General features: G+C 74.6%; 27 protein-coding genes and 1 pseudogene. 21 read left to right on the top strand and 7 right to left on the bottom strand.

The annotated features are described in order from the left end of the window. Positions 1–34: 34 nt before the first annotated feature. From gap to PSD17_RS24805, 4 genes are read left to right on the top strand one after another with little or no spacing between them, the layout of a single operon-like run. Positions 35–1,048: a type I glyceraldehyde-3-phosphate dehydrogenase gene (gene gap, locus PSD17_RS24820; protein WP_339124733.1), complete on the top strand. Its 1,014-nt coding sequence runs from the start codon at positions 35–37 to the stop codon at positions 1,046–1,048. Then, positions 1,045–2,223 carry a phosphoglycerate kinase gene (locus tag PSD17_RS24815; RefSeq protein WP_339124732.1) on the top strand — a complete coding sequence of 393 codons (1,179 nt, stop codon included), beginning with the start codon at positions 1,045–1,047 and terminating at the stop codon, positions 2,221–2,223. Before gap ends, PSD17_RS24815 begins: the two co-directional genes overlap by 4 nt. A 48-nt stretch (positions 2,224–2,271) precedes the next feature. Further along, entirely contained in the window at positions 2,272–2,826 is a 555-nt protein-coding gene (locus PSD17_RS24810) for an SRPBCC family protein (protein WP_339124730.1), read from the top strand. Between the two features lie 20 nt (positions 2,827–2,846). Then, entirely contained in the window at positions 2,847–3,893 is a 1,047-nt protein-coding gene (locus PSD17_RS24805) for an LLM class flavin-dependent oxidoreductase (RefSeq protein WP_339124788.1), read from the top strand. 15 nt (positions 3,894–3,908) lie between these two features. Here PSD17_RS24805 and panE read toward each other — a convergent pair whose 3' ends face one another. The 3 genes from panE to PSD17_RS24790 are packed head-to-tail and all read right to left on the bottom strand — an operon-like array spanning position 3,909 to position 6,533. After that, the gene (gene panE / locus PSD17_RS24800; protein WP_013678222.1) at positions 3,909–4,832 is read right to left on the bottom strand and encodes a 2-dehydropantoate 2-reductase; all 924 of its coding nucleotides are present in this window, start codon (positions 4,830–4,832) and stop codon (positions 3,909–3,911) included. Positions 4,833–4,859: 27 nt separating this feature from the next. Then, on the bottom strand, positions 4,860–5,858 hold the full coding sequence (locus PSD17_RS24795; RefSeq protein WP_339124727.1) for an AIR synthase related protein: 999 nt from the start codon (positions 5,856–5,858) through the stop codon (positions 4,860–4,862). 54 nt (positions 5,859–5,912) lie between these two features. Beyond that, entirely contained in the window at positions 5,913–6,533 is a 621-nt protein-coding gene (locus tag PSD17_RS24790; protein ID WP_013678220.1) for a helix-turn-helix domain-containing protein, read from the bottom strand. A 240-nt stretch (positions 6,534–6,773) separates the two neighbouring features. Between PSD17_RS24790 and gcvH the strand changes: the two genes are divergently transcribed. Continuing rightward, the gene (gcvH, locus tag PSD17_RS24785; protein ID WP_013678219.1) at positions 6,774–7,178 is read left to right on the top strand and encodes a glycine cleavage system protein GcvH; all 405 of its coding nucleotides are present in this window, start codon (positions 6,774–6,776) and stop codon (positions 7,176–7,178) included. Between the two features lie 22 nt (positions 7,179–7,200). On the opposite strand, the gene PSD17_RS24780 is transcribed toward gcvH, so the two are convergent. Further along, positions 7,201–8,076 carry a serine/threonine dehydratase gene (locus tag PSD17_RS24780; RefSeq protein ID WP_339124725.1) on the bottom strand — a complete coding sequence of 292 codons (876 nt, stop codon included), beginning with the start codon at positions 8,074–8,076 and terminating at the stop codon, positions 7,201–7,203. Positions 8,077–8,117: 41 nt separating this feature from the next. Between PSD17_RS24780 and PSD17_RS24775 the strand changes: the two genes are divergently transcribed. The 5 genes from PSD17_RS24775 to PSD17_RS24755 all read left to right on the top strand — a co-directional run bounded on the left by PSD17_RS24775 (position 8,118) and on the right by PSD17_RS24755 (position 12,529). Continuing rightward, positions 8,118–9,398 carry a sensor histidine kinase gene (locus PSD17_RS24775; RefSeq protein ID WP_339124723.1) on the top strand — a complete coding sequence of 427 codons (1,281 nt, stop codon included), beginning with the start codon at positions 8,118–8,120 and terminating at the stop codon, positions 9,396–9,398. Continuing rightward, entirely contained in the window at positions 9,395–10,060 is a 666-nt protein-coding gene (locus PSD17_RS24770; RefSeq protein WP_339124722.1) for a response regulator transcription factor, read from the top strand. Before PSD17_RS24775 ends, PSD17_RS24770 begins: the two co-directional genes overlap by 4 nt. A 90-nt stretch (positions 10,061–10,150) precedes the next feature. After that, the gene (locus PSD17_RS24765; RefSeq protein WP_339124721.1) at positions 10,151–11,038 is read left to right on the top strand and encodes an alpha/beta hydrolase; all 888 of its coding nucleotides are present in this window, start codon (positions 10,151–10,153) and stop codon (positions 11,036–11,038) included. 62 nt (positions 11,039–11,100) lie between these two features. Continuing rightward, positions 11,101–12,162, top strand: a complete 1,062-nt coding sequence (locus PSD17_RS24760) for an alpha/beta-hydrolase family protein (protein WP_339124720.1) — start codon at positions 11,101–11,103, stop codon at positions 12,160–12,162. A 175-nt stretch (positions 12,163–12,337) separates the two neighbouring features. Continuing rightward, on the top strand, positions 12,338–12,529 hold the full coding sequence (locus tag PSD17_RS24755) for a hypothetical protein (protein WP_013678213.1): 192 nt from the start codon (positions 12,338–12,340) through the stop codon (positions 12,527–12,529). A 41-nt stretch (positions 12,530–12,570) separates the two neighbouring features. On the opposite strand, the gene PSD17_RS24750 is transcribed toward PSD17_RS24755, so the two are convergent. Then, the gene (locus PSD17_RS24750; protein WP_339124719.1) at positions 12,571–13,335 is read right to left on the bottom strand and encodes an SDR family oxidoreductase; all 765 of its coding nucleotides are present in this window, start codon (positions 13,333–13,335) and stop codon (positions 12,571–12,573) included. Positions 13,336–13,459: 124 nt separating this feature from the next. Here PSD17_RS24750 and PSD17_RS24745 point away from each other — a divergent pair, with 124 nt between their 5' ends. The 11 genes and pseudogenes from PSD17_RS24745 to PSD17_RS24695 all read left to right on the top strand — a co-directional run bounded on the left by PSD17_RS24745 (position 13,460) and on the right by PSD17_RS24695 (position 24,207). After that, on the top strand, positions 13,460–14,059 hold the full coding sequence (locus PSD17_RS24745; protein WP_013678211.1) for a TetR/AcrR family transcriptional regulator: 600 nt from the start codon (positions 13,460–13,462) through the stop codon (positions 14,057–14,059). 53 nt (positions 14,060–14,112) lie between these two features. Beyond that, positions 14,113–15,642, top strand: coding sequence for a class I adenylate-forming enzyme family protein (locus PSD17_RS24740; RefSeq protein WP_339124718.1), 1,530 nt, complete (start codon positions 14,113–14,115; stop codon positions 15,640–15,642). Beyond that, entirely contained in the window at positions 15,639–16,433 is a 795-nt protein-coding gene (locus PSD17_RS24735; protein WP_339124717.1) for an MBL fold metallo-hydrolase, read from the top strand. Before PSD17_RS24740 ends, PSD17_RS24735 begins: the two co-directional genes overlap by 4 nt. 11 nt (positions 16,434–16,444) lie before the next feature. Then, positions 16,445–17,209, top strand: coding sequence for an SDR family NAD(P)-dependent oxidoreductase (locus PSD17_RS24730; RefSeq protein WP_013678208.1), 765 nt, complete (start codon positions 16,445–16,447; stop codon positions 17,207–17,209). A 23-nt stretch (positions 17,210–17,232) separates the two neighbouring features. Then, positions 17,233–19,572 (top strand): xanthine dehydrogenase family protein molybdopterin-binding subunit, encoded by a 2,340-nt coding sequence (locus PSD17_RS24725; RefSeq protein ID WP_339124715.1) that lies wholly within the window; start codon positions 17,233–17,235, stop codon positions 19,570–19,572. After that, a pseudogene (locus PSD17_RS24720) lies at positions 19,526–20,309 on the top strand (enoyl-CoA hydratase). The gene PSD17_RS24725 and the pseudogene PSD17_RS24720 overlap by 47 nt, the downstream one beginning before the upstream one ends. Before the next feature lie 49 nt (positions 20,310–20,358). Beyond that, positions 20,359–21,159 carry an FAD binding domain-containing protein gene (locus PSD17_RS24715; protein WP_013678205.1) on the top strand — a complete coding sequence of 267 codons (801 nt, stop codon included), beginning with the start codon at positions 20,359–20,361 and terminating at the stop codon, positions 21,157–21,159. A gap of 21 nt (positions 21,160–21,180) precedes the next feature. Beyond that, entirely contained in the window at positions 21,181–21,630 is a 450-nt protein-coding gene (locus PSD17_RS24710) for a (2Fe-2S)-binding protein (protein WP_041762953.1), read from the top strand. 4 nt (positions 21,631–21,634) lie between these two features. Further along, positions 21,635–22,558, top strand: coding sequence for a ribonuclease Z (locus PSD17_RS24705; protein ID WP_013678203.1), 924 nt, complete (start codon positions 21,635–21,637; stop codon positions 22,556–22,558). 1 nt (position 22,559) lies between these two features. Further along, a complete protein-coding gene (gene thpR / locus PSD17_RS24700) occupies positions 22,560–23,120 on the top strand; it encodes an RNA 2',3'-cyclic phosphodiesterase (protein ID WP_103381509.1) in 561 nt (186 codons plus the stop codon). 88 nt (positions 23,121–23,208) lie between these two features. Further along, a complete protein-coding gene (locus PSD17_RS24695) occupies positions 23,209–24,207 on the top strand; it encodes a Gfo/Idh/MocA family protein (protein ID WP_013678201.1) in 999 nt (332 codons plus the stop codon). Between the two features lie 35 nt (positions 24,208–24,242). Here PSD17_RS24695 and PSD17_RS24690 read toward each other — a convergent pair whose 3' ends face one another. Both PSD17_RS24690 and PSD17_RS24685 read right to left on the bottom strand, forming a co-directional pair. Further along, positions 24,243–25,847 carry a C40 family peptidase gene (locus PSD17_RS24690; protein ID WP_339124714.1) on the bottom strand — a complete coding sequence of 535 codons (1,605 nt, stop codon included), beginning with the start codon at positions 25,845–25,847 and terminating at the stop codon, positions 24,243–24,245. 457 nt (positions 25,848–26,304) lie between these two features. Beyond that, positions 26,305–26,888, bottom strand: a 584-nt coding sequence (locus PSD17_RS24685) for an NlpC/P60 family protein (protein WP_339124713.1), incomplete at its 5' end; no start/stop codon positions are given.

Here is a 26,888-nt window from a genome sequence, read left to right as displayed (position 1 = left end):
AGGGTGCGGCCGCCGGTACAGGAATGGAGTGAGCGTGACGCTTCGGGTTGGCGTGAACGGCTTCGGTCGCATCGGCCGCAACTTCTGGCGGGCGGTCGACGCCCGGCGCACCGCGGGCACCGGTGACATCGAGATCGTCGCGGTGAACGACCTCACCGACACCGCGACGCTCGCGCACCTGCTGAAGTACGACTCGATCCTGGGCCGGCTGCCCCACGAGGTCGGCACCTCCGGCGAGGACATCGTCGTCGACGGCAGGCCGCTCGCGGTGCTGTCGGAGCGCGACCCCGCGCGGCTGCCGTGGAAGGACCTGGGCGTCGACGTGGTCGTCGAGTCGACCGGCATCTTCACCACGCGCGAGGGCGCGGACAAGCACCTCGACGCGGGCGCGAAGAAGGTCGTCATCTCCGCTCCGGCCACCGGCGAGGACATCACGATCGTCAAGGGCGTCAACGACGGCGACTACGACGGCTCGCAGGTCGTCGTCTCCAACGCGTCCTGCACCACCAACTGCCTGGCGCCGATGGCGAAGGCGCTCGACGACCTGCTCGGCATCGAGCGTGGCCTCATGACCACGATCCACGCCTACACCCAGGACCAGAACCTCCAGGACGGCCCGCACAAGGACCTGCGCCGGGCCCGGGCGGCCGCGCTGAACATCGTCCCGACCTCGACGGGTGCGGCCAAGGCGATCTCGCTGGTGCTGCCGCACCTCAAGGGCAAGCTGGACGGCTACGCCCTGCGGGTGCCGATCCCCACCGGCTCGGCCACCGACCTCACCGCGACCGTCGGCCGGGACACCACCGCCGAGGAGGTCAACGCCGCGATGAAGGCCGCGGCCGAGGGCCCGCTCGCGGGCGTCCTGAAGTACACCGAGGACCCGATCGTGTCGTCGGACATCGTGACCGACCCGCACTCCTGCATCTTCGACGCGGGCCTGACCAAGGTGTCGGGCAACCTGGTCAAGATCGTCGGCTGGTACGACAACGAGTGGGGCTACTCCAACCGCCTCGTCGACGTCACCGCGCTCGTCGGCTCGGCACTGTGAGGTCGCTCGACGACCTGCTGGCCGAGGGGGTCCGGGGTCGGACCGTCCTGGTCCGCTCCGACCTCAACGTCCCGCTCGACGGCGACCGGATCACCGACGACGGCCGCATCCGCGCGTCGGTCCCCACGATCTCGGCGCTCGCCGGGGCCGGGGCGCGCGTCGTCGTGACCGCGCACCTGGGCCGGCCGCAGGGCGGTCCCGACCCGCGGCTCTCGCTCGCACCGGTCGCGGCGCGGCTGGCGGAGCTGCTCGGGTCGTCGGTCGTGCTGGCGATGCTCGACTCCGTCCCCCCGATCGAGGACGGCGGCGTCGTCCTGCTGGAGAACATCCGGTTCGACCCCCGCGAGACCAGCAGGGACGACGCGGAGCGCGGTGCGCTGGCCGACTCGCTGGCGGCGCTCGCCGGCGCCGACGGCGCCTTCGTCTCCGACGGGTTCGGGGTCGTGCACCGCAAGCAGGCGTCGGTCTACGACGTCGCGACCCGGCTGCCCGCCTACACCGGCACCCTCGTCGCCGCCGAGGCCGACGTCCTCGCCCGGCTGACCGAGCGGTCCGCCCAGCCGTACGCCGTCGTGCTCGGCGGCTCGAAGGTGTCGGACAAGCTGGCCGTCATCGAGGCGTTGCTCCCGCGGGTCGACAGCCTGCTCGTCGGCGGCGGGATGTGCTTCACCTTCCTCGCCGCGCAAGGGCATTCGGTGGGTGCCTCGCTGTTGCAGGAGGAGCAGGTCGAGAACGCGAGGGCGCTGCTGGACTCCGGCAGGATCGTGCTGCCCGTCGACGTCGTCGTCGCCGACGCGTTCTCCGTCGACGCGCGCACCCGCGTCGTCCCGGTCGACGCGATCCCCGACGGGTGGATGGGCCTCGACGTCGGCCCCGAGTCCGTCGCCGTGTTCACGAAGGCCCTCGACGGGGCGCGGACGGTCTTCTGGAACGGCCCGATGGGCGTGTTCGAGCTGGCTCCCTTCGCCGAGGGCACCCGCGGTGTCGCGCAGGCGATCGTCGACGCCACCGCCGCCGGCGCGTTCAGCGTCGTCGGCGGGGGCGACTCCGCGGCCGCGGTGCGCGCCCTGGGCCTGCCCGAGGACGGGTTCTCCCACATCTCCACCGGCGGCGGCGCGTCGCTGGAGTACCTGGAGGGCAGGACGCTGCCGGGGCTGGCGGTCCTCGGGGCCTGACCACCCGTGCGTGGCGTCACCGGTCATGGCCGGTGACGCCACTCTCCGGTGGCCTGGTCGGGTGCGCGCCCACGGGCTAGCGTCGCAAGCCGTGGATGGACCGGTGCCAGGTATGCCGACACACCTACCGTCGAGGACGAGATCTGGATCGACGCGCGGCCGGAGCGGGTGTGGGAGATCGTCGCCGCCGTCGAGGAGATGCCCTCGATGAGCGAGGAGCTGCGGGCCGTCGAGTGGTGTGACGGCGCGACCGGACCGGCCGTCGGTGCGCGGTTCGTCGGGTACAGCAAGCACGACGCTCTGGGCGAATGGTCGACGACGTCCTATGTCGTCGAGTGCACCGCGCCGGAGACGCTCGCCTGGGCGGTCACCGATCCCGACGACCCCTCGGCGCGGTGGCGGTTCACGCTGCGGCCCGAGGGCGCCGGCACGCGGCTGAGCCAGTGGGTGCAGCTCGGCCCGGGCCGCTCCGGGCTCAGCTTCGCGATCGACGCCATGCCCGACAAGGAACAGAAGATCGTCTTCGTGCGCCTCCGCGAGTTCGAGGCGGGCATCCGCCGGACGCTGGCGGCCGTCAAGGAGCGTGCCGAGGCGGCGAGGTGACCGGTCGCCGGTCGTCGCGGATGCGTACCGCGACGACGGTCGAAGGGTCCGGGGCGGCGTCGTTCCAGGAGACCGTCACGTTCGTCGTCGAGGCCGAGAAGCTGGGGCTCGACGTCTGCAGGGTCGCCGAGGCCTGGGGTTCGGACGCGGTCTCGGTGCTGGGCTATCTGGCGGCCCGCACCGACCGGCTGCTGCTCGGGTCCGGGGTCCTGCAGGTGGGCACCCGGTCCCCGGTCGCGCTCGCGCAGGCCGCCCTGACGTTGGCCGACATGTCCGACGGCCGCTTCCTACTCGGGCTCGGCACGTCGGGACCGCAGGTGATGGAGGGCCTGCACGGCGTGCCGTTCGCGAGACCGCTGACCCGCACCCGCGAGACGATCGAGATCCTGCGCAGCGCCCTCGCCGGCGAGAAGATCCGCTACGACGGTGCGGCGCACACGATCCCGCTGCCCGGCGAGTCGCGGCCGATGCGGCTCTCGGCGCGGCCCAACCCCGACATCCCGCTCTACCTCGCGACGATGTCGCCGAAGATGCTCGCGCTGACCGGTGAGCTCGCCGACGGCTGGCTGGGGACGAGCTTCGTCCCCGAGGGCGCCGCCGAGGCCTATTTCGCCCACCTCGACGCCGGGCTCACCGCCGCCGGGCGCACGCGTGCCGATCTCGACGTCTGTCAGGGCGCCGAGGTCTGCTTCGCGGCCGACGAGGAGGAGCTCGCCGCGATCGTCGCCGACCGCAGGCGCGGCCTGGCGTTCAGCCTCGGCGGCATGGGCTCGTCGTCGACCAACTTCTACAACGCCGCGTACGGCCGGCAGGGCTGGGCCGACGTCGCGGCACGGGTCCACGAGCGCTGGCAGGCCGGTGACCGCGACGGCGCCGCCGCACTCGTCACGGACGAGATGGTGCTGGCCACGACGCTGATCGGCACCGAGGACATGGTCAGGGCGCGGCTGCGGGTCTGGCGCGCGGCAGGCGTCGACACCGTCCGGCTCTACCCGGCCGGGGACGATCTCGATGCCCGCCTGACGACGCTCGCCCGCGCGGTCGAGCTCGTGCGCGGGATCGGCTGAACCGTCGCCGGGGCGTCAGCCCGCCTCGCGCTCCCGGCGCGCCTCGTACGTCTTGACGTGCACGAACACCGTCCGCAGCAGGTCGACCGGGCGGTCGCCGGCGCGCGCCAGCAGGTCGCCGATGATGTGGTCGACCTCGGTGCGGTGGCCGGCGTCGATGTCGCGCATCATCGACGCCGTCATCGGCGAGCCGGGCGCGGTGAGGCCCGCGCGGGTCTGCGCCAGTGCGGCCGCCCGCGGCGGCCGGCCCTGCTCCTCGGCGATGCCCGCGACCTCGGCGATCAGCTGCTCGACCAGCGCGGTCCCGCCTGCGGCGACGATGTCGCCGACAGGTGCCCGCATCAGCGAGGTGATGCCGGCGGCGGAGGCGAGGAAGACCCACTTCTCCCACATGTCCTGCAAAATGTCGGCCGACTCGACCGCGTCGAAGCCGGCCCCGGTGAGCTCCTCCTGGATGGCCGAGGACCGGGCGGACGTGCCGCCCTTGAGCTCACCGTGGGTCAGGGTGTGCGGCTCGCCGAGGTGGTCGATCGAGCCGTCGGCACGCAGCACGAGGGGCGCCAGGCACGTCCCGCCCAGTACGGCCTCCGGGCCGAAGCGGTCGTCCAGGACGTCGATGTGGCGCATGCCGTTGAGCAGCGGCAGCACGGCGGTGTCCGGGCCCACGGCGGGCGCGATCGCGTCGACGGCGGAGTCGAGGTCGTAGCCCTTGGCGCCGAGGATCACCAGGTCGTACGGGTCCCGCACGGCGTCGGCGGTGACCGTCGTCGGGGCGGCGACGGCGAAGTCGCCGTGCGGGCTGCGGACGTGCAGCCCGTTCTGCGCGAGGAGGGCGGCGCGGGCCGGACGGACCAGGAAGGTGACGTCGCGACCCGCAGCGGCCAGCCGGCCGCCGAAGTAGCCGCCGATGGCACCGGCACCCAGGACGAGGATTCTCACCGCGCCAACCTAGTGCGCGAGCAGGGGCTACCGGGGCAGCCCGGTGACGAGGAACTCGTTCAGTTGCATGACGAGACGGCGCTGGTCACCGCGTCGGAGAGCGAGCTCACCGGTGTCGTCCAGGGTGCCGACGACCGCCGCGGACAGGTCGCGCCCGGCGAACGCGGCGAGGCACTCGTCCTCGCGGCCCTGTGGCACGCACAGCAGGAAGCCGAAGCTGGGGAAGCAGTTGAACCACCGGGTGAGCGGGACGTCGGCGGGGGCGGGCACGGCGTCGACGTCGACGGTCACGCCCAACCCGCGGGCCTCCAGCAGCATCGCCAGCGACCCCACCAGGCCCGCCATCGAGATGTCCTTGGCCGCGACGACGACGCCCTCGCGGGCCAGCCGCGGCATCAGCCGGACGTCGCCGGCGCACCGGTCGCCGCGCTCCTCGAAGGCCCGGAAGAACGGGAAGGTGGCGTTCATCGTGCCGACGGTGGCCGCCGCCACGACGAGGGACTGCCCCGGCTGTGCCCGCGTGACCGACAGCGCCAGCGCCGGGTCGGTCACCGACCCGACCGCGAACGCCGAGATCGCGGGCTCGCCGTCGTGCGCGGTGAGGTGGCCGCCGACGATCGGGACGTCGAGCAGCCCGGCCGCGGTACGCATGCCGGCGAGCGCGAGCCGGCCGGCCTCGGGGCTCGTCGCGATCGTGTCGACGATGCCCATCGGTACGGCGCCCATCGCGGCGATGTCGTTGACGTTGGCGAGGACGGCGGCGAAGCCCGCGCCACGTGGGTCGGCCTTCACGAACGGGGGGAAGATCGCCTCGCCGCAGACGACGACACCCGCGTCCGAGCCGACGGTCGGGGCCAGCGGCAGGACGGCGCCGTCGTCGCCCGGCCCGGCCACCCAGTCGGTCCTGCCCAGCACGTCGCCGACGACGGCGATGTCGGCCTTGGCGTGCAGGCCCGGATTGGCCAGCACGGACTCGACGAGCTCATCGAGCACGCGTGCGTCGGTGGGGGTGTCGGACTGCGTCACGTACGTATCGTGCCTTCTTCTCGGGGCGGTTTTCGGCGTTCTCGGGGGCCCGCGTCAGCCGCGCAGGAGCCACCAGACGGCGGTCGTGGTCTCCGGGCCGGGGTTGTGCCAGCTGTGCGGGCGGTCGGCCGGGAAGTGCAGCGAGTCGCCCGCCTCGAGGCGGTAGCGCTCGCCGGCCACGTCGACGGCCAGCACACCCGCCGTGACCAGCACGAGCTCCTCGCCGGTACGGACGGACCGCGCGTCGCCGCTGCCACCGCCGGGCTCGATCTCGGCCCACACGCCGGCGCCGCGCAGCCGCTCGCCGGGCAGGGCGATCGCGGCCGCGTCGACACCGGAGGCCGCGGGTGCCCAGTCGCCCGGCGCCGCGGGACGCTCGCCGGCCCGGACGTGGACGCCGACCGGTCCCGCCCAGTCGGCGTCGTCGACGAAGAACCCGATGGGGCGGCCGAGCGCGGCGGAGAGTTTGAGCAGGGTGGTGATCGTCGGGACCATGTCGCCCCGCTCGACCTTGTGGATCGCGGCGGCGGAGACCTCGGAACGCCCGGCGAGCTGCTGCAGCGAAAGGCCGAGCAGCTGGCGGACCTCACGGACCTTCGGGCCGATGGCGCCGACGATCGGTTCCCAGCTCGCGACGTCGGCTTTCCCGTCGGCGCGGACGTCCGGGGTGGCCATGGTGTGAGTCCTCCGTCGCTCGCAGGTCGTCCAGCATCATAAACGCCTTCCACCTATCGTGGACGACTTTTCTCCCCGCGCGGCGTGACCGCAGGTCGAGGCCGGGACGCGGACAGGTCTGCGCCCGCTCCACGACGGCGGCCTCGACCATGCGGTCGCCGCGACGCACGCCCGACCCGCGACACCGGTCCCGTCTCGTAGGATCGCCGCCGCACTCGTCCGCGCCCGAGAGGAACCGCCTTGTCCGAGATCGAGCTCCCCGACTCGCTGGGCTACACCGCCGAGCACGAGTGGATCGCCGCCGCCCCCGGCTCCGACGCACCCGCCGGCCCGGTCCGCGTCGGCATCTCCGCCATCGCGGTGGAGGCACTCGGCGAGATCGTCTACGTCGACCTGCCGGAGGTCGGCGCCGCGGTCACCGCCGGCGAGCCGTGCGGCGAGATCGAGTCGACGAAGTCGGTCTCGGAGCTGTTCAGCCCGGCGACCGGGACGATCGCCGAGGTCAACACCGCGCTCGTCGACGACCCGGCCGTCGTCGGCACCGATCCCTACGGGGAGGGCTGGCTGTTCGCCGTCGAGGTGACGGCGCTGGGCGAGCTGATGACCGCCGAGGCCTACCGCGCGGCCAACGCCGAGGACGCCTGACCCGGCACCTGCGGGACCCGGGTCAGTCGTTCGCGCCGCAGAGCACCAGGCACGGGTTCCGGGCAGGGATCCGGTCGGCCAGCCACGCCGCGAACGGTGCGGCGGCGGCCGGTTCGACGCGCAGCCGGAACTCGTTCCAGAGCAGGTCGCGCGCGGCGAGGATCTCGGCGTCGGACACCAGTACCGGGACCGTGTCGGCCGCGTCGAGCAGCGCGAACGCGAGATCGCCGATCCGGGTCGCACCCAGCGCCGACGCCGCGACCGAGTCGACCCCGACGTCGACGGGTCCCCCGGCGGTGAGTGCCGCGTGGACCGCCCGGCAGTGCTCGGGTTCGACGGTGACGATGCGCCGACCGCCGATCGCGAGCGAGGTCCCGGCCGCGAGCCCGCCGCCACCCGCGGCGACGACGACCGCGTCGACGTCGGGCGCGTCGGCCACGATCTCCGCGGCGACGGTGCCCTGGCCGGCGACGACCTCGGGCTGGTCGTACGCGTGCAGGTAGCGGCCGCCCTGCTCGGCGAGCGCGGCCGCGGCGGCCTCGGCGTAGGTGTCGCCGTGGCGGACGAGCTTCGCCCCCGCCGCCTCGATGCGTCGCGCCTTGGCCTCGGGCACGGACTCGGGCACGTAGACCGTCGCGGGGACGCCCAGCCGGGCGGCCGCGGTGGCGACCCCGAGCCCGTGGTTGCCGCCCGACGCCGTCACGACCCGGTCGGGGCGCTCACCCGACAGCAGCGCGTTCGTCGCGCCGCGCATCTTGAACGAACCGCTGCGCTGCAGGTGCTCGAGCTTGAGCAGCAGCGGGCGGCCGTCGACCTCGGTGGCGAACAGCGGCGTACGACGGACGTGCGGGGCGACACGGGTCGCGGCGGCGGCCACGTCGGCGGGAGAAGGACTCACGTCCCCATGATGGACCTCGCCCGTCGCTAGTCTCGGCGACGATGACCACGGACGACCGCGCGCCGTCGCCCGCCGCCAAGGTCGGCGAGCGGATCCTGCGCGTCGCCGGTCGGGCCGTCGCGGCCGTGATCTGGCAGGGGCCGCGATCCGACGCCCGCTGGCCCTACCCGCGCGGGCGGCGGCTGACCCGCTGGCTGACGGTGCTTTTCGTCGTCTACGGGCTGATCGTCGCCGGCGCCGCGGCCGGGGCGGTCTTCAACGACGACGCCCGCATGGTCGGCGGCCTCGCGTTCCTCATGCTGCTGCCGTTCGTCGCCGCGCTGTGGCTGGTCAACCGCCGGCCGCTGGACGCGTGGCGGCTCATGGCCGCCTGGGTGCTCGTCCTGCCGTTCCTCGTCGGGCCGCCGGTGCCGAGCGTGCCGGTGCTCGAGGTGTGGGAGTGGCTGTTCGTCGTCCCGGTCGTGCTGCTCGCGGCGTGGGCCGGACCGGCCGGGGTGTCGCTGGCCGTCGGCGGGCTGACGGTCGCGCTGCTCGGTGTGCTCACCCTCGTCTCGCCGTGGCCCGTGGAGGCGTCGTACCTGTGGGGCTCGGTGCTCGTCGTGGCGGTCGTCGTCGCCGTCGGGATGGCCTTCGGGGCGCGCTGGGACGCCCGCCGGGCGCTGGAGGCGGAGCGGATCCGGGTCGCCGAGGCGCAGGCCGAACGCGGGGCGCTGGCCGAGCGGGCGCGGATCGCGCGGGAGATGCACGACGTCGTCGCCCACCACATGTCGATGATCGCGGTGCGCTGCGAGACCGCGCCCTACCGGCTCGGTGAGCTGCCCGAGAACGCCCGCGCGGAGCTCGCCGAGGTCGCGGCGGCGGCGCGGGAGGCGCTCGGGGACCTGCAGAACCTGCTCGGGGTGCTCCGTTCGTCCAACGCCGACGGGGCCGAGCGCGCGCCGCAGCCCGGCACCGACCAGCTGGAGACGCTCCTGTCCGACGCCCGCGCCGCCGGCGCCGACGTGAGCTGGGAGATCGACCCCGGCGGACCCGTCCCGGCGCCGCTCGGGCTCACCGTCTACCGGATCGTCCAGCAGGGACTGGCCAACGCCGCGCAGCACGCGGCAGGTGCGCCGGTGCGGGTCCGGGTCGCGCGCTCGGCCGACGTGCTGGTCGTCGTCGTGGAGAACGACGCGGGCACCGGGCCCGACGTCCCCGGCGGCGGGCAGGGCCTGCGCGGCATGCGGGAACGTGTCGAGGTGCACGGCGGCACCCTGCACGCCGAACCGGTGGACGCGGGTTTCCGGCTGCGTGCCGAGCTGCCGATCGGGGGACGGCCGTGATCCGGGTGCTCGTCGTCGACGACCAGGCGATGGTGCGGGAGGGCTTCGCCGCGCTGCTCGACGCCCAGCCGGACATGGAGGTCGTCGGCACGGCGGGCGACGGCCGGGCGGCGCTGCCCGTCGCCGCGACGCGACATCCGGACGTCGTGCTGATGGACATCCGGATGCCGGAGATGGACGGACTCGAGGCGGCGCGGCTGCTGCTGGCACAACCCGACCCGCCGAAGGTCGTCGTCCTGACCACGTTCGACCTCGACGACTACATCTTCGACGCGCTCGCGGCAGGCGCGAGCGGGTTCCTGCTCAAGCACGCGCCCGCGACCGACCTGCTCCACGCGGTGCGCGTCGTCGCCGCGGGCGAGGCCCTGCTCGCGCCCGAGGTGACGCGGCGGCTCATCGCCCACTTCGTCGCCGCCCGGCCCGACCCGGCCGCCGCCGGACCGCGCCCCGACCGGCTCGCGCCGCTGACCGACCGTGAGACCGAGGTACTGGGTCTGGTCGCCCGCGGACTGTCGAACACCGAGATCGCGGACGTCCTCGTCCTCGCCGAGCAGACCGTGAAGACGCACGTCAGCCGGATCTTCGGCAAGCTCGGGCTCCGCGACCGGGCGCAGGCCGTCGTGGTCGCCTACGAGTGCGGGCTCGTGCGACCGCAGGGGTAGGACCCCACTCCCACGGGACCCCGGTAGGGGGTCGAAGACGGCTCCGTAGCGTGACGATCCCGGACCGTTTCGTTCTTAGCGTCGACCAGCGTGACCTTCCGCTGGCTGTACCCCTTCGCCGCCGCCGCGATCCTGTTCGGGCTGCTCGTGGCGCTGGCGTGGCCCGCGTCGGCGGCGCCGGCCGCGGCCGTTCCGCGGGACGCTGGATGTGCCGCGTCCCTCGCCGCCGCGAACACCCAGGGTGACGACCTCCGGGTCCTCGGCTGCGACCCCGCCGGGCGCGGGCTCGCCGTCGTCGCGCTCGGGGACCCGGCCACCGCGCGGTCGGTCGCCGTGATCGTCCCGGGCTCCGACACGGATCTGCACTCGATCGCGAAGCCGCTCTCGTGGGCCCGCGCGCTGCGGGCGGCGGCGGGACCGGACACCGCGGTCGTCGTCTGGGTCGGGTACCGGACGCCGCAGGGGCTCGGGCTCGACGCCGCGTCCGGCGCGCTGGCCCGGGCAGCCGCCCCCGCGCTCGACACGTTCGTCGAGTCGGTGCGCGCCGCGCACGTCGCCGGCCCGCCGCACCTGACGGTCGTCGCGCACAGCTACGGCGCGGTCGTCGCCGCACTGGCCGCGCCGGACCTCGACGCCGACGACCTCGTCCTGCTCGCCAGCCCCGGCGCCCGCGCCGACGACGTTGCGGACCTGCACACCCGCGCGCACGTCTTCGCCGCCCGTGCTCCCGCGGACTGGATGCGGTGGGTGCCGTCGATCGAGATCGGCGACCTCGGGCACGGCGCCGACCCGGCCTCACCGTCGTTCGGCGCCACCCTGCTGCCGACGACGGGCGTCACCGCGCACGACCGCTACCTGGCTCCCGGCAGCGCGACGCTGGACGCCGTCGCCGCGGTCGCGTCCTCGCCGGATGCGGCGGTCGCGTCCTCGCCGGAGGCGACGGTCACGTCGTCGCCCGCCGCGGCGGTGGCGGCGTGACCGCGCTGCCCCTCGGCCGGCCCCTGCCTCGGCCGGCGCGGCCCACGCTCCGTGCGACAGGCGTGGTCGCCGGCGCGGCCGGGGGCGTCGCGTCGCTCGCGATGCCCTACGTCCTCGATCCCGGCGTGGCGTTGCGGCTGGTCGTCGCCGTGCTGGTCGCGCTGCAGATCCGGCTGCTGTTCGCGATCCCGGCCATGGTCGTGCACCTCGTCATCCGGCTGCGGTCGCGGCGGCTGCACGCCACGCTGTGCGTCGCCGTGCTCGCCGCCGCGCCGCTCGTCGGAGCCGGGACGCCGGACGCGCCCGCCGCGCCGCCCGCGCCTCCTGGGCTCTCCGTCGCCGGCGCCGAGTTCGTCGCCGGGGCGACGGCACCCGCCCGGATCACCCAGGTCACCGGCGCCCCCGCGGTGGAGCCGATCCGCGCCTACGCCTCGCTCGGCGACGGCGGCACCGACGCCGCCCGGGCCGCCGCGGCCGTCGACGACCTGCGGCGCGACGGCGGGTTCACCCGCTCGACGATCCTCGTCGCCGCGCCGACCGGGTCGGGCTGGGTCGATCCCGCCGCGGTCGCGACGGTGGAGTACCTGACCGGCGGGAACGTCGCGACGGTCGCAGTGCAGTACGCGGACCGTCCGAGCTGGGTCGAGTACCTCGAGGGCACCGGGCCGGCCGAGCGGTCCGCCGCGGCGCTGGTCACCGCCGTCCGTGCCGCGCTCGACGCGCTGCCCGCCGGACCGCGCCCGCGGCTCGTGCTGTTCGGCGAGAGCCTCGGCGCGATCGCCGCGGCGGGTGTCGCGGACCGGGCCGACGCGACCCTGCTCGCGGGCCTGCCGGGCAGCGCGAACCGGCCGGCGCCGCCGCACGCGACGACGATCCTCAACGCCGACGACCCCGTCGGGTACTGGTCGCCGCGGCTGCTCGTCGCGCCCGACGGGCCGGGACCCTGGTTGCCGATCGTCACGTTCTGGCAGGTCACGGGCAGTCTGCCGGGTGCGCAGGACGTCCCGGCGGGGCACGGGCACCGCTATGGCGGCGGGTTCGCGCAGGGGTTCGTCGACGCGGGCGCGGTCCCGGAACCGGCAGCCGCGACGGTCACGGCGGTCGGCCGGGCGATCGACGGGTGAGTCCACGGGCGACCGTTCGACCGGTCCGATCCGCGCATTCCGGCACGCGGGTGCGATCCGGGCTACGGTGGAGAGGTCAGTCGGGCGGGCAACGCCCCGGTGCCGGTCTTCCGGCCCGGATCGCCGTCTGGATCATCGGTCGCTGCGGCGGCCCCGCCCGCGAAGGACATACCGAATGTCAGGACTGCGTGGTCACAGCAACCGTGTCGCGGCAGGCGAGTGGGCCGACGCGCAGATCGCGCTCCGCGACAGCTGTGCGGCCCAGGACCGGCAGGCGGTGCGGGTCGTCGCCGCGCAGGCCACCGATGCCGACGACTGCCGTGAGCTGCTCGCGATGCTCGGGCTGAAGGCCCCCGGGCAGGGCTGACCCGTCGGCGGTCTCCCGCCGGTGGTTCGGCGCGGGTCCGGTCAGGTCTGCAGCGACGCGCCGCCGTCGACGTAGAGCTCCTGCATCGTGACGTGCCGGGCCGCGTCGGAGGCCAGGTAGGCGACGGCTTCCGCGATGTCGGCGGGATCGGCGACGCGGCGCAACGGGATGCCGACGCGGTGGTCGGGCAGCGAGCCCGCGATCGCCTTCTCGGCGGCGTCGTCGACGGCGCCGGCGACGGGCAGGGCGCGCAGCATCGTCGTGTCGGTCGAGCCCGGCGAGACGACGTTGGCGCGCACGCCGAACTCGGCCAGCTCCAGCCCGGCACAGCGCGTGAGGTGGATCGCCGCGGCCTTGGACGTCGCATAGCCGACGATCCCGGTGCGCGGCACGCTCCCCGCGTTGGACGCGACGACCACGATCGACCCGTGCCGCCGCCCGGCCATCCGCCGCCCCACGGCCCGCAGCATCCGCAGCACCCCGGTGGTGTTGACGTCGAGCACCGCGGCCCAGTCGTCGTCGGTGGTGTCGAGCAGCCGTGCGGGCCGGATGATGCCGGCGGTGCAGACGAGCACGTCGATCGGGCCGTGCGTGGTCTCGACGTCGTTGACCACCCGTTCGACACCCGCGGTGTCGGTCACGTCGAGCGCGACGTTCGCGGCGGCCCCGGGCGCGTCGGGAGCGTCCACATCGGAGGCCACGACGGCGTGGCCGCGTGCGGCGAGGGTCGCGACGACGGCGCGTCCGATGCCACCGCCCGCACCGGTGACGAGCGCGATGCGGGCGGGCTTCTCCGGGTCGGTCATGCGAGCAACGTAGGTCCCAGGTGACGACGTCCGCGACGGCGGGAGCGGTCGTGAGTGGCGATGGCCGCCATGGCGACCATCGCCACGCACGGGGTGGGTCGCGGATCGGGTTTACCGTGGGGGCGTGACGGCGGCGCAGGCGCGGGCGACGGTGACGAGCGAGGCCGTCGTCGACACGGCGTTGACCCTGTTCGCCGAACGCGGCTACCACGGGACGGCGTTGAGCCAGATCGCCGAGGCGCTCGGCATCCGCACGCCGAGCCTCTACAACCACATGCGCTCCAAGCACGACCTGCTGCGCGTGATCGTCGACCGGACGACGGCCGCGGTGCTGGCCGACTTCCACGAGGCGGTCGAGGACGTCGACGACCCGGTCGAGCGGCTGCGCCGGGCCACCCGGGTCTACGCGCACCGGCACGCGACGCACCGCCGCGAGGCGCTCGTTGTCAACCGGGACACCGGGAGCCTCGAGGAGCCGCACCGCACGGAGCTGCAGCAACGTCGCCGCGAGCACGAGCACGCGATCCGCGGTCTGATCGCCGACGGCGTCGAGGCCGGGGTCTTCATGGTCGAGTCGCCGCGGCTGGCGTCGTTCGCGATCCGGGAGATGTGCGTGTCGGTGGCCCGCTGGTTCTCCGACGACGGTCCGCTCTCGGCCGACCAGGTCGCCGACCAGTACGCGGACTTCGCGGTGAGCGTCGCCCGTGGTTGCGCGACTAACTAGCGTTAGCTAACGTCGGCCGCGCCCCGAGGAGGCGCACCCGTCGAGGAGGCGCGATGCTGCGTACGGACCTGATCCGGCCCCTGCCGGATCTGCTGGCCGAGCACGCCCGCGTCCGGCCCGACGTGACGGCGTTCGTCGACGACCGGCGCGCGGACGACTACGCGACCCTCGCGCGCAACACCGCCGCGCTGGCCGGCAACCTGCAGCGCCTCGGGCTCGATCCCGGCGACCGCGTGCTGCTGTACCTGGACAACTCCGTCGAGACGGTCGAGGCCTACCTCGCCGTGCCGCGGGCCGACGGGATCGCCGTCTGCGTGAACCCGGCGTCGGCGGCACTCGAGGTCGCGCACATGCTCGCCGACAGCGGCGCGCGGTTCGTGATCACCGACGCCGCGCACGTCGACACCGCACGGACCCTCGTCGGCGAGGACGTGCGGCTGATCGTCGTCGGGGAGTCCTACGAGGCGCTCCTCGAACCCACCGACGTGCGCCCGCGCGACGGGTTGGCCCTCGACGACCCGGCCTGGATGCTCTACACCTCCGGCACCACCGGTCGCCCGAAGGGCGTGTACCTCACCCAGCGCGGCTGTCTGTGGGTCGTCGCCGCGTGCTTCGCGCCGATCCTCGGCGTCGGCCCCGGCGACGTGCTGCTCTCGCCGCTGCCGCTGTTCCACTCCTACGCGCTGGTGCTGTGCGTGCTCGCGGTCGCGGCGACCGGTGCGTCGGAACGGCTCCTGCCGCGCTTCTCCGTCGAGTCGGTGCTCAGGCGCCTGCGCGAGCCCGGCCCGGAGGGTCCGGTGACGGTCTTCCCCGGCGTCCCGACGATGTTCCACTACCTGCTCGACCGCGCCCGCGACTCCGGACTCGGCGCCACCGACCTGCGGGTCTGCATGTCGGCCGGCGCGATCATGCCCGCCGCGCTCAACGCGGAGTTCGAGGCGACGTTCGGGGTGCCGCTGCTCGACGGCTACGGCATCACCGAGACCTCGACGATGGTCACGATGAACTGGCCGACCGGGACCCGCGTCATGGGCTCGTGCGGGCTGCCGCTGCCCGGGCTCACCGTCCGGCTCGTCGACCCGGCCACCGGACGCGACGTGCTGCCCGGCGAGGAGGGCGAGCTGTGGGTGCAGGGCCCGAACGTCACGCCCGGGTACCACGAGCTGCCCGACGCGACGGCCGCCGTGCTCGTCGACGGCTGGTACCGGACCGGTGACCTCGGGCGCCGCGATGAGCACGGCTACCTGCGGATCTCCGGCCGGACGAAGGAGATGATCATCCGGGGCGGCGAGAACGTGTACCCGGCCGAGGTGGAGGACGCGCTGCTCGCGAGCGACGAGGTGGCCGACGCCGCGGTCGTCGGCGCCCCGCACGCCGGGCTGGGCGAGGTCCCGGTCGGGTTCGTCGTGCCGCGCGACCCGGCCGCGTTCGACGCGGAGAAGGTGCTGGCCGTGTGCCGGGACCGGCTGTCGTCGTTCAAGGTGCCGGACCGGCTCGTCGTCACCGCCGACATCCCGCGCACCGGCTCGGGGAAGATCCTCAGGTTCCGCCTGCAGCAGCGACTCACCGGGGAGCCCTCGTGAAGATCGGATCGCTCGACGTCCGGCCCGTACTCGACGGGGTGGGCCACGAGTCGAAGGACGCGCTCACCAGACCGGGGGTCGAGGATCCCTGGGCCTGCCATCCGGGCCAGGTCGAGGCCGACGGCAGGTTGCACTTCGACCTCGGCGGCTTCCTCGTCCGGACCGGGGACCGGGTCGTGCTCGTCGACGTCGGTGTCGGCGGGATCAGCAACGACGGCTACACCGGCGGGGACTTCCTCGACTCGTTGCGCGCGTACGGGATCGGGCCCGAGGACGTCACCGACGTGCTGTTCACGCACCTGCACTTCGACCACGTCGGCTGGGCGACGCGCAAGGGCGAGATCGTCTTCCCGAACGCGACCTACCGCGTGCACGCCGCCGACTGGGCGCACTTCGTCGAGGCCGACGACGCCGCCCCGGGAGCGGTCCGCAAGCTCGCGCCCCTGCGGGACCGGTTGGCGCCCTTCGACTCCGACGTGACGATCGCCCCCGGCCTCGACGCCCGGCACACCCCCGGGCACACCCCGGGGTCGACGGTCTACGTGCTCTCCGGCGACGACGGGCAGCGCGCGCTGCTGCTGGGCGACGTCGTGCACTCCGTCGTCGAGCTCGCCGAGCCCGACTGGCAGGCGGTGTTCGACGTCGATCCCGTCGCCGCGAGCGCCGCGCGCAACGCCGTCGCCGAGGAGGTCCGCGACCGCCCGGACCTGGTCGTCGGCGCCCACTTCCCGGGACTGCGGTTCGGCCGCGTCGTGACGGTCGACGGGGACCGCAGGTTCCGGGCGCTCTAGAGAGGATCAGCATGGATCTCGGACTCGCCGGCACGACGGTGCTGGTCACCGGTGCGGGCCAGGGGCTCGGCCGCGCGATCGGCATGGCGTTCGCCGCGGAGGGCGCCAACGTCGCCTTCCACTTCCACACCTCGGGGGACGGCGCCGAGAAGGCCGCCGCCGAGGCCGCGGAGCTGGGGGTGAAGGCGCTGGCCGTGGGCGCGGACCTGCGCGACGAGGCGGCGGTGTCGACGATGGTCGAGCGCGTCGAGTCCGAGGTCGGCCCCATCGGGGTCCTGGTCAACAACTCCGCGGCGACGCGCAAGCAACGCTTCCTGGAGTCGACGCCGGCCGACTGGGCACCGCAGGTCGACGTCACCGTCACCGGGACGCTGCAGGTCACCCACGCCGTCGCGACGTGCATGGCCGAGCGCAAGGCCGGCGCGATCGTGAACCTGATGGGCGACTCGGGGCGCGTCGGCGAGTCGGGTCTGCTCGTCACCGCGACCGCCCGGTCGACGACGGTCGGACTCACCCGCTCGCTCGCGAAGGAGCTGGCGCGCTACGGAATCCGGGCGAACGCCGTCTCGCTCGCGCTCGTCCGCACCGACAACATCGACGCCCACTCCGGCAACGCCGACGACGAGCAGATGCGCAAGATCCTCGCGATGTACCCGCTGCGCCGGCTCGGCCGCCCCGAGGACGTCACGCCGATGGTGCTGCTGCTCGCCTCGCCGCTGTCGTCGTGGACGACGGGCCAGGTGGTGTCGGTCAACGGCGGGTACGCGATGCCGTGAACGGCTCCCCGCTCGGAACCTCCGTGCCGCGCAAGGAGGACCGCAGGCTCGTCACCGGGCGCGGACGGTTCGTCGGCGACCTGCAGCTGCCGCGGATGCGCCACGTCGCGTTCGTGCGCAGCCCCGTCGCGCACGCGCGGATCGTCTCGCTGGACGCCGGGCCCGCCCGCGAGGCCGGGTACCGCGTCTTCACCCAGGCCGACCTCGGCGGGATCGTGTTGCGGGCGCAGAGCGCACTGCCGTCGTATGTGGAGACGGGTCAGCCCGCGCTCGCCGAGGGCAAGGTGCGGTTCGCGGGCGAGCCGGTCGCGGCCGTCGTCGCCGCCGACCGCTACCGCGCCGAGGACGGCGCCGAGCTGGTCGACGTCGACTACGCCACACTGCCCCCGGTGACCGTCGCGTGGGACGCGGGCGCCGCCGCCGTGCACGACGAGGCGCCCGACAACGTCCTGCTGGAGCGGACGTTCGACGCGGGCGACGTGGACGGCGTGCTCGCCGGGGCCCACCTGACGGTCGAGCGGGAGCTGGTGACCAACCGGCACGCCGGCAACCCCATGGAGTGCCGGGCCGGGGTGGCGCTGTTCGATCCCGCCGACCGTCGGCTCACGTTCTGGTCGGGCACCCAGGTGCCGCACCTGGTGCGCAACATGATCGCCGAGCTGCTCGGGCTCTCCGAGGGCAACGTCCGCGTCGTCGCGCCCGACGTCGGTGGCGGGTTCGGCGTCAAGGCCGTGCTCTACCCCGAGGACGTCGCGCTGTGCGCGATCGCGCTGCAGCTGCCGGGGACGCCGGTCAAGTGGGTGGAGGACCGGGTCGAGCACCTCGCCGCCGCCACCCACGCGCGCGACCACCGCTACCTGCTCACCGCGGGCTTCGCCGCCGACGGCACGCTGCTCGCGCTGCGGGCCGACGTGACGTGCAACGTCGGCGCCTACTCCGTCTACCCCTGGACGGCCGGCATCGAGCCGCTCATGGCCGGCGGCCTGCTCACCGGGCCGTACAAGCTGGAGCACTACCGCGCCACGGTGCGCGGCGTCGCCACCAACACCGCGCCGTCGGGCCCGTACCGCGGCGTCGCTCGGCCCGCCAGCGTGTTCGCGATGGAGACGCTGCTCGACGACGCCGCCGCGCGGCTCGGCATGACCGGCGTCGACATCCGGCGGCGCAACGTGATCCGTCCCGAGGACATCCCGTACCGGATGCCGTCGCGGCTCGTCGACGACTCCGGGCACTACGACGAGTGCCTGACGAAGGCGCTCGACGCCGTCGGCTACGACGAGCTGCGCGCCGAGCAGCAGCGCCGCCGCGGCGCCGGCGAGTCGCCGATCGGGATCGGGTTCGCCTGCTACAACGAGCTGACGGGGCTGGGCCGGGCCGCGTCGGCGGGTCCGCGGATGCCGTTCCGCACCGGGCACGATGCCTGCACCGTGCGGGTCAACCCCGACGGCCGGGTCACCGTGTTCTCCGGCGTCACGTCGCAGGGCCAGGGCCTGGAGACGACCGTCGCGCAGATCGTCGCCGACGCGCTCGGCGTCCGCTACGACGACGTCGACGTCCGGATCGGCGACACCGACGCGTCGCTGTGGGGGTTCGGCGCGTTCTCGTCGCGCCAGGCCGTCATCGGTGGCGGGGCCGCACACCGGTCGGCGCTGGCCGCGCGCTCGAAGGTGCTGCGGCTCGCGGCCGGGCTGCTGGAGGTCGACCCCGCGGACCTGCAGATCGAGGACGGTGTCGTCGCCGTCGTCGGCTCCCCGGACACGACGATCGGCCTGCCCGAGGTCGCGCGCGTCGCCTACCTGGAGTCCAACCGGCTGCCCGACGGCATCGAGCCGGGGCTCGAGGCCACCGAGTTCTACGACCCCGTCCGCGGCGCCTTCGCCGCGGGGGCGCAGGTCGCGGCCGTCGAGGTCGACCGGACGACCGGCGCGGTGCGCATCCTGCGCTACGCCTGCGTCGAGGACGCCGGCCGCGCGATGCACCCGCAGATCGTCGACGGCCAGATCGCCGGGTCGATCGCGCAGGGCATCGGCGGCGCGCTGTACGAGCACCTCGTCTACGACGCCGACGGCAACCTGTCGACGGGCACCCTGCTCGACTACCTCATGCCGACGAGCGCGGAGATCCCCGAGCTGACGATCGGGCACGTGGCCCGGCCGGCGGCCAACCCGCTCGGCGTGCGGGGCGTCGGGGAGGGCGGCACGCTCGGCCCCAACGCCGTGCTCGCCGGGGCGGTGTCGGACGCGCTCGGCGTGCGGATCGACGAGTTGCCGTTGTCACCGTCGGTGGTGTGGACGGCGGCGCGCCGGGCCGCAGAGGATGCCGGGAAGACCCCCGTCGAACCCGGAGGACGACACAGTGACTGAGCTCGTGGATCTGTCGGTGAGAGGCCGGACGGCCGTCGTCACGCTGCAGCGGCAGGCCAAGCGCAACGCCTTGACGATCGAGCTGTGCGACCTGATCCGCGAGGCGGCGACCACGGCGGTGGCCGACGGGGCGCGGTCGCTCGTCGTCACCGGGGAGGGAACGTCGTTCTGCTCTGGCGCCGACCTCGACGCGGTCTACGGCGACGTTCCGCGAATCGCTCTACGGGATGCTGCACGCGCTCGCCGCGCTGCCGGTCCCGGTCGTCGCCGCGGTCAACGGACCGGCCATCGGTGCGGGCACCCAGCTCGCGATCGCCTGCGACGTGCGCGTCGCCGCGCCGGGTGCCGCCTTCGCGATCCCGACCGCGGGCAACGCGCTGGCCGTCGACCCGTGGACGATCCGCCGGTTCGCGCTGCTCGCGGGCAACGGCGCCGCCCGCGCCGCCCTGCTGGGCCTGGAGAAGATCGACGCGGACCGGGCCCACGCGCTGGGGCTGGCCGACCGGCTCGGCACCGTCGACGACGCGATCGCCTGGGCCGAGCAGATGGCCGAGCTCGCGCCGCTGACCCTCGCGTACTCCAAGCAGGTGCTCAACGCCGTGTTCGAGCCGGAGTTCGAGGCGGCGACGGCGGCCGAGCTGACCAGGTCGTTCGAGGCGTGCTGGACCAGCGATGACTTCGCCGAGGGCCGGGCCGCACGCCTGGAGAAGCGAAAGCCGCAGTTCAAGGGGTTGTGAGTCGCGATGGTCGCGATAGCGACCATCGCCGCTCACGGGGGAGGTCGGGATGAAGTGCGCGCCGTTCGAGTACGTGCGGCCGACGTCGGTGGACGAGGTGCTCGCCGCGCTCGTCGCGGCCGACGGCGAGGGCAAGATCCTCGCGGGCGGCCAGAGCCTCGTGCCCGTGATGGCGCTGCGGATGGCGCGTCCCGCGGTCATCGTCGACATCAACAGGGTTGAGGGGCTCGCCGCCGTGGAGCGCGACGGCGACACTGTGCACGTCGGGGCACTGGTGCGGCACCGGACGCTCGCCGAGCAGAGCGCCCACCCGCTGCTCGCCGAGGCCGCCCGGCACATCGGGCACGCCGCGATCCGCACCCGCGGCACCGCGGGCGGCAGCATCGCCCACGCCGATCCCGCCGCGGAGCTGCCCGTCGTCGCCGTCGCGACGGGCGCGACCGTCACCGCGGCCGGCGCGCGGGGCGACCGCTGGGTCGCCGCCGACGATCTCTTCGCCGGCCCGCTCATGACGACCCTCGACGCCGACGAGATGATCACCGGCCTCGACGTCCCGGTTCCGACGCGCTGGGGATTCGCCGGGTTCGCCCGCCGGCACGGCGACTTCGCGCTGGTCACGGTCGTCGTCGCGGAGGTGCGGGGCCAGGTGCGGATCGCCGTCGGGGGTGTCGGGGCGGTCCCGCTGCGCGCGCGGGCGGCGGAGGCCGCGATCGGGGAGCCGGTGGAACGGGTCGCCCAACTCGTCGGGGACGAGCTGAACCCGACCGGCGACCTGCACGGCTCGGCCGAGTTCCGCCGCGGCGTCGCCGTCGAGATGGCCCGACGCGCGCTGGCGTCGGCCGGGATCTGAGGAGGCAGCGTGGAGATCACGATGGTCGTCGACGGCGAGCGGGTCGAGCTCACCGTCGAGCCCCGGCACACCCTCGCCGACGTGCTGCGCGAGCAGTGCGGCCGGACCGGCACCCACGTCGGCTGTGAGCACGGCGTCTGCGGCGCCTGCACCGTCCTCGTCGACGACGAGCCCGTCCGTTCGTGCCTCATGTTCGCGGTGCAGGCCGACGGGTCGACGGTGCGCACCGTCGAGGGACTGGAGTCCGACGACGGCACGCTGCACCCGTTGCAGGAGGCGTTCGTCGCCCACCACGGGCTGCAGTGCGGGTTCTGCACGCCGGGGATGCTGATGACGGCACTGCACCTGCTCGACACGCACCCGGAGCCCGACCGCGAGACGATCCGCCGGGAGATGTCGGGCAACATCTGCCGCTGCACGGGCTACATGGGCATCGTCGACGCGGTCGAGGAGGCGGCCCGCCTACGCTGACCGGGTGTCGGCACGCGAGCTGGTCGTCCTGGGCACCGCGAGCCAGGCCCCGACGCGGCACCGCAACCACAACGGCTACCTGTTGCGCTGGGACGGCGAAGGGCTGCTGTTCGACCCCGGCGAGGGCACCCAGCGGCAGCTGCTGTTCGCCGGCGTCCCGAGCAGCGCGATCACCCGCATCTGCCTGACGCACTTCCACGGCGACCACTGCCTCGGCGTCCCCGGAGTCGTGCAGCGGCTCTCCCTCGACGCGGTCGCGCACCCCGTCGTCGCGCACTACCCGGCCTCGGGCGCGCACTGGTTCGCCCGGCTGCGCCACGCCACCCCCTTCCACGAGGTCGCCGACCTGCAGGAGCGGCCGGTGTGCGGCGACGGGCCGATCGCCACCGGCGCGTTCGGGACGCTGACGGCCCGCCGGCTCGACCATCCCGTCGAGTCCTACGGCTACCGCCTCGACGAGCCCGACGGCCGGCGCATGCTCCCCGACCGGCTCGCCGCGGCCGGTGTCGTCGGCCCCGACGTGTCGCGGCTGGTCAGGGAGGGGACGCTCGCCGTCGGCGGGCGCACGGTGCGGGTCGAAGACGTCAGCGTCCCGCGGCGCGGGCAGTCGTTCGCCTTCGTCATGGACACCCGGCTGTGCGCGGGCGTCGAGGAGCTGGCCGCGGGCGTCGACATGCTGGTGATCGAGTCGACCTTCCTGCACGACGACGCCGCGCTCGCCCACGACCACGGGCACCTCACCGCGCGGGAGGCGGCCGGGGTCGCCGCCCGGGCGGGCGTCGGCACTCTCGTGCTGACCCACTTCTCGCAGCGCTACACCGATCCGACGGCGTTCGCGACCGAGGCGGCCGCGGTGTTCGACGGTCCGACGGTCGTCGCGGCGGACCTGGCGCGGGTGCCGCTGCCGCCACGGCGAGGGGCGGTCTGACGTGCGGCTCTTCGTGGCGCTCTGGCCCTCCGCCGACACCGTGGCCACGCTCGACGCCGCGCTCGGACCGGCGCGGGCCGGTCACCCCGCGCTGCGCTGGGTGGCCCCCGAGCGCTGGCACGTCACGCTCGCGTTCCTCGGCGAGGTCGCCGACGACCGTCGCGACGACCTGGAGGAACGGCTGGGCCGGGCCGCCCGGCGTGCCGCGCCGCTGCGGACGGTCGTCGACGGGGCGGGCCGGTTCGGCGACCGGACGCTGTGGGCGCGCGTCGCCGGTGACCGCGACCGGTTGCGCCGCCTGGCCCAGGCGTCGGCCGCGGCGGCTCGCCGCGCCCGGATCCCGGTGGACGCCAAGGCCTTCCGCCCGCACCTCACGCTCGCGACCGCGCGCCCGCCCCGGTCGGTCCGGCCGGCGGCCGCGGAGTTGGACCCGGTGCTGCGCAACGGGCCCGAGGACGTCGTCGACCGGATGTGCCTGGTGCGCAGCGACCTCGGGCAGGGCCCGAACAGAACGCCTCGTTACGAGACGGTGTCCGAGTGGCTTCTCGGCGGTGCACGATAGTCGAACACGCGTTCGAGTTGTCCACATGTTCCTCCACACCTGTGGACCGGCTCCCGCCGGGGTCGCGGGACACGCCAGGATGTGGACCATGGCAGTCGAGACCGTCAGGTGGGGCGTCGTCGGGCCGGGGCGCATCGCGGGCAAGGTGGTGCGCGACTTCGTCCATCTCGACCGCGCGGAGCCGGTCGCGGTGGCGTCGCGCTCGGCCGCGCGGGCCTCGGCGTTCGCCGCCGAGCACGGCATCCCGCGCGCCCACGGCTCCTACCGCGCCCTGATCGAGGACGACGAGGTCGACGTCGTCTACATCGCGACGCCGCACCCGCAGCACCGGGCCGTCGCGCTGGCGGCGATCGCCGCGGGCAAGGCGGTGCTCGTGGAGAAGGCCTTCACGGTCACCCCGGCGGCGACGCGCGAGATCGTCGCCGCGGCCCGGGCCGCGGGGGTGTTCGCGATGGAGGCCATGTGGACGCGCTTCCAGCCCGCCATCGTCCGGCTGCGCGACCTGGTCGCCGACGGCGCGATCGGCGAGGTCCGCGCCGTGCAGGCGGACCTCGGGGTGCGGCAGCCGGTCGACCCGGCCGACCGGTACTACGACCCGGTCGCGGGCGGCGGCGCGCTGTTCGACCTGACGGTCTACCCGATCTCGTTCGCGCAGATGGTGCTCGGGAACCCGGACTCGGTCGTCGCCCGCGGGGTCGTCACCCCGACCGGGGTCGACGCCGAGGAGGCCGTGCTGCTGGAGTTCCCCGGCGGGCGCACGGCGTCCCTGTTCGCCACGTTGCAGTGCCTCACCCCGGGGCACGCGCGGGTCGTCGGCACCGACGGCTGGATCGACGTCCCGCCGCGGTTCCACCATCCCGACCGGATCGTCCTGCGGCGCACCGGCCACGCCCCCGAGGAGATCGTCGCGCCCGCCACCGGCGGCGGCTACTTCCACGAGCTGGTCGAGGTCACGACGTGCCTGCTCGAGGGCCGCACGGAGAGCCGGGTCATGCCGCTCGACGACACGATCGCCGTGCAGGACGTCATGGGCGCGGTGGCCGCCCAGCTCGGCGTCGCGCCGCAGGAGGGGCCCGCCGAGCTCTGACGGCCGGCCTGGGACGCGCCAGGGCCCGGCGCCGGTCAGATCCGGCGGGCGCTGTGCATCGGGAAGTCGTCGAGGTCGGAGATCTGCACCGGCTCGCCCTCGGTCGTCGCGTTGACGACCTTCCCGTCGCCGATGTAGATCGCGACGTGGCTGACCGGGGTGTAGTAGAAGACCAGGTCGCCGGGCCGCAGGTTCGCCTTCGAGACGGCCGTGCCCATCTTCGACAGCGCCGACGACGAGTGCGGCAGCGAGATGCCCAGCTGCTTGAACGCGTAGACGACGAGCCCCGAGCAGTCGAAGCCCGACGTGCTCGCCCCGCCCCACCGGTACGGCGTGCCGATCTGCGCCAGCGCGACCTTCACCGCGCCGGCCGCGGTGCCGCTGCCGGTGACCGCGGGGGCGGCCGCGCCGCGGGCCTGGGTGGCGACGCGCTCGGCGCCGCTCTGCCGCATCGCCGCGGGCAGTGCCTTCGCGACGGTCCGCGTGGCGTCCCGGTACCCGTCGGTGACCGACGTGATCGGCGCCGAGGTGGTGTCCTGCCGAGACGTCGGCGCCTCGCCGGCGCCGTGGCCCGCGGTGGTCGTCGCTGCTCCGGCGTGCGCCTCGCTCGCCGTCGTCGGGGCGGTCGGGGGCTTCGCGGCGGCCAACCGGGCGTCGAGGTCGGCCGCGGCGGTGTTCGCGGTCGGTGTCACGGATCCGCCGGTCAGGCTCATGGCGGCCGCCGCGGCGGCGCCGACGACCGCGACCGACGCCATCGACGCCGTCGCCAGCAGCAGCGGGCGCGCGGTGCGGGCACGCGACCGCAGCGCGAGTGGGGCCGGGGCGGTGATCTCGCGGACGGCCGTCTCGTCCGCGGCGGACTCGCGGACCGCCGTCTCGTGGGCGAGGGCGGCGCCGGAGACGATCCTCGTGACCTCGCCGATCAGCTCCGTCGGCGGACCGAGCGGCCGGATCGTGGTCGGCTCGGCACCGGGGTCGTAGGCGGGGACGAGCGCGGTGGCATCGGGTCGGTCCGGGGCGAACCCGGCGTCGGCGTGGCGGTCGCGCGGCCGGGCGCGAGAGGCCGCGCGTACCGCCGTCGTGAGCTCGGGCTCGGCCCGGGAGTCGCGCGCCGGCCGCGGCGGCGTGGGGGCCCACATCTCGTCGGCCGCAGGACGGGGCGCGGGCACCGAGGGCCGGGTGACGCGGGCCCGGGTCGTGCGTGCCGACGGGTGCGACGGGTCGAAGGCCATCCGCCGCGCCCTGGCGAGGATCTCGGGGGAGACGGCGACGGTCCGGTCGACGGGGCGCTCATCGCGCACGGGGTCCTCGCGCAGGCCGTGCCGGCCGCCCGAGGGCCGCCCGGTGGCGGACTGTCCGGACGACGTGTGTCCGGTCGAGAGGTGGCCTGCGGCGGGCGGCCGGTCCTCCCGGAGCTGGTGGCGCGCGCGTGAGCGTGGCCCGTCGGACCCGTCGCGCGGGGCGGGGACGTGCGGTGCGGTGCTGCGCGGGGCCCGCCGCTGCCGCCTCCGGTCGTCCGGCCCGGCGGCGCGGCCGGGTCCGGGGATGGCGGGCAGGTCGAGGCCGAACGAGAGGATCAGGTCCGCGACCTGGCGAACGGGTACCCCGTCGGCCATCGGCACGTCGACGTGCGAGGTCATCGCCGCGCCTCGCCCCTGGCGGGCTGCTCGTGCGCGCGGAGTCGTCGTCGATGGTCAGTGGGCGCGGTCGCAGGTGCGCCCGCACCCGGGGTCGGGGCGCTGGGTCGACGGTTCGCCTGCTGGCGCACGATCACTGGCGGTCCTCGCCGTCCACGCAGGCAGCGCCGCCCACCTCCGCCCCGGGATCTCGCGGGCGCCCAGGGAGCGGTCGGCGGGGCGATGAGGACGGCCGACCGGGCGCACCGCCCGGTGACGATCCGGGCGACGGCACGGACCCTATCGCCACGATCGAGTGGAGGTCATCGCGGTATACCGCCGACGTCGACGACCGGTTGTGATCACACGCCCACCAACGGGTGAGCGCTCTCCGCGTGGCGTGCGGAGCGATCACGTCACGACGAACGGCGGCGCGTGCCGCGACGAGCGGCACGCGCCGGGGACGTTCGCGACCGCGACCTCAGAGGCGACGCGCGTTGTGGAACGGCATCGACGACAACTTCGACATCTTCACCGGCTGACCGGACGTCGAGGCGTTGAGGACCATGCCGTTGCCGGCGTAGATGCCGACGTGGCTGACCGGCGAGTAGAAGAACACCAGGTCGCCCGGCTGCAGCTGGTCCTTGCTGACCGCGGTGCCCATCGTCGACTGGGCCGACGACGAGTGCGGAAGGCTCACGCCGATCTGCTTGTAGGCCCACATGACCAGGCCCGAGCAGTCGTAGGCCGACGGACCCGCGGCGCCCCAGACGTACGGCTTGCCGATCTGGGTCATCGCGGCCTTCAGCGCGGCCGCGCCGCGGCTGCTGCCGGTGACCGCGGGCACGGACGCCTTGCCCCCACCGGCACTCGCGCCACCGGCGTTGGCGCCGCCCGGGCCGGCGTTGGTGCCGCGCTGCGGGGCGTGGGCCGCGGCGATGATCTGTGTGGCGTCGGCGCGGTGCTTGTCGGCCGCCTCGGCGACCTTCTTGACCGCGGCGTCGGCCGCCGAGTCGTAGTTCGACGCCAGCGGCACGACCGGGGTGTCGGCCGCGGGCCTCGCGA

The organism is Pseudonocardia sp. D17 (assembly GCF_036984265.1).
GTDB lineage: Bacteria > Actinomycetota > Actinomycetes > Mycobacteriales > Pseudonocardiaceae > Pseudonocardia > Pseudonocardia benzenivorans.
This window is presented reverse-complemented; position numbering and strand designations above follow the sequence as displayed.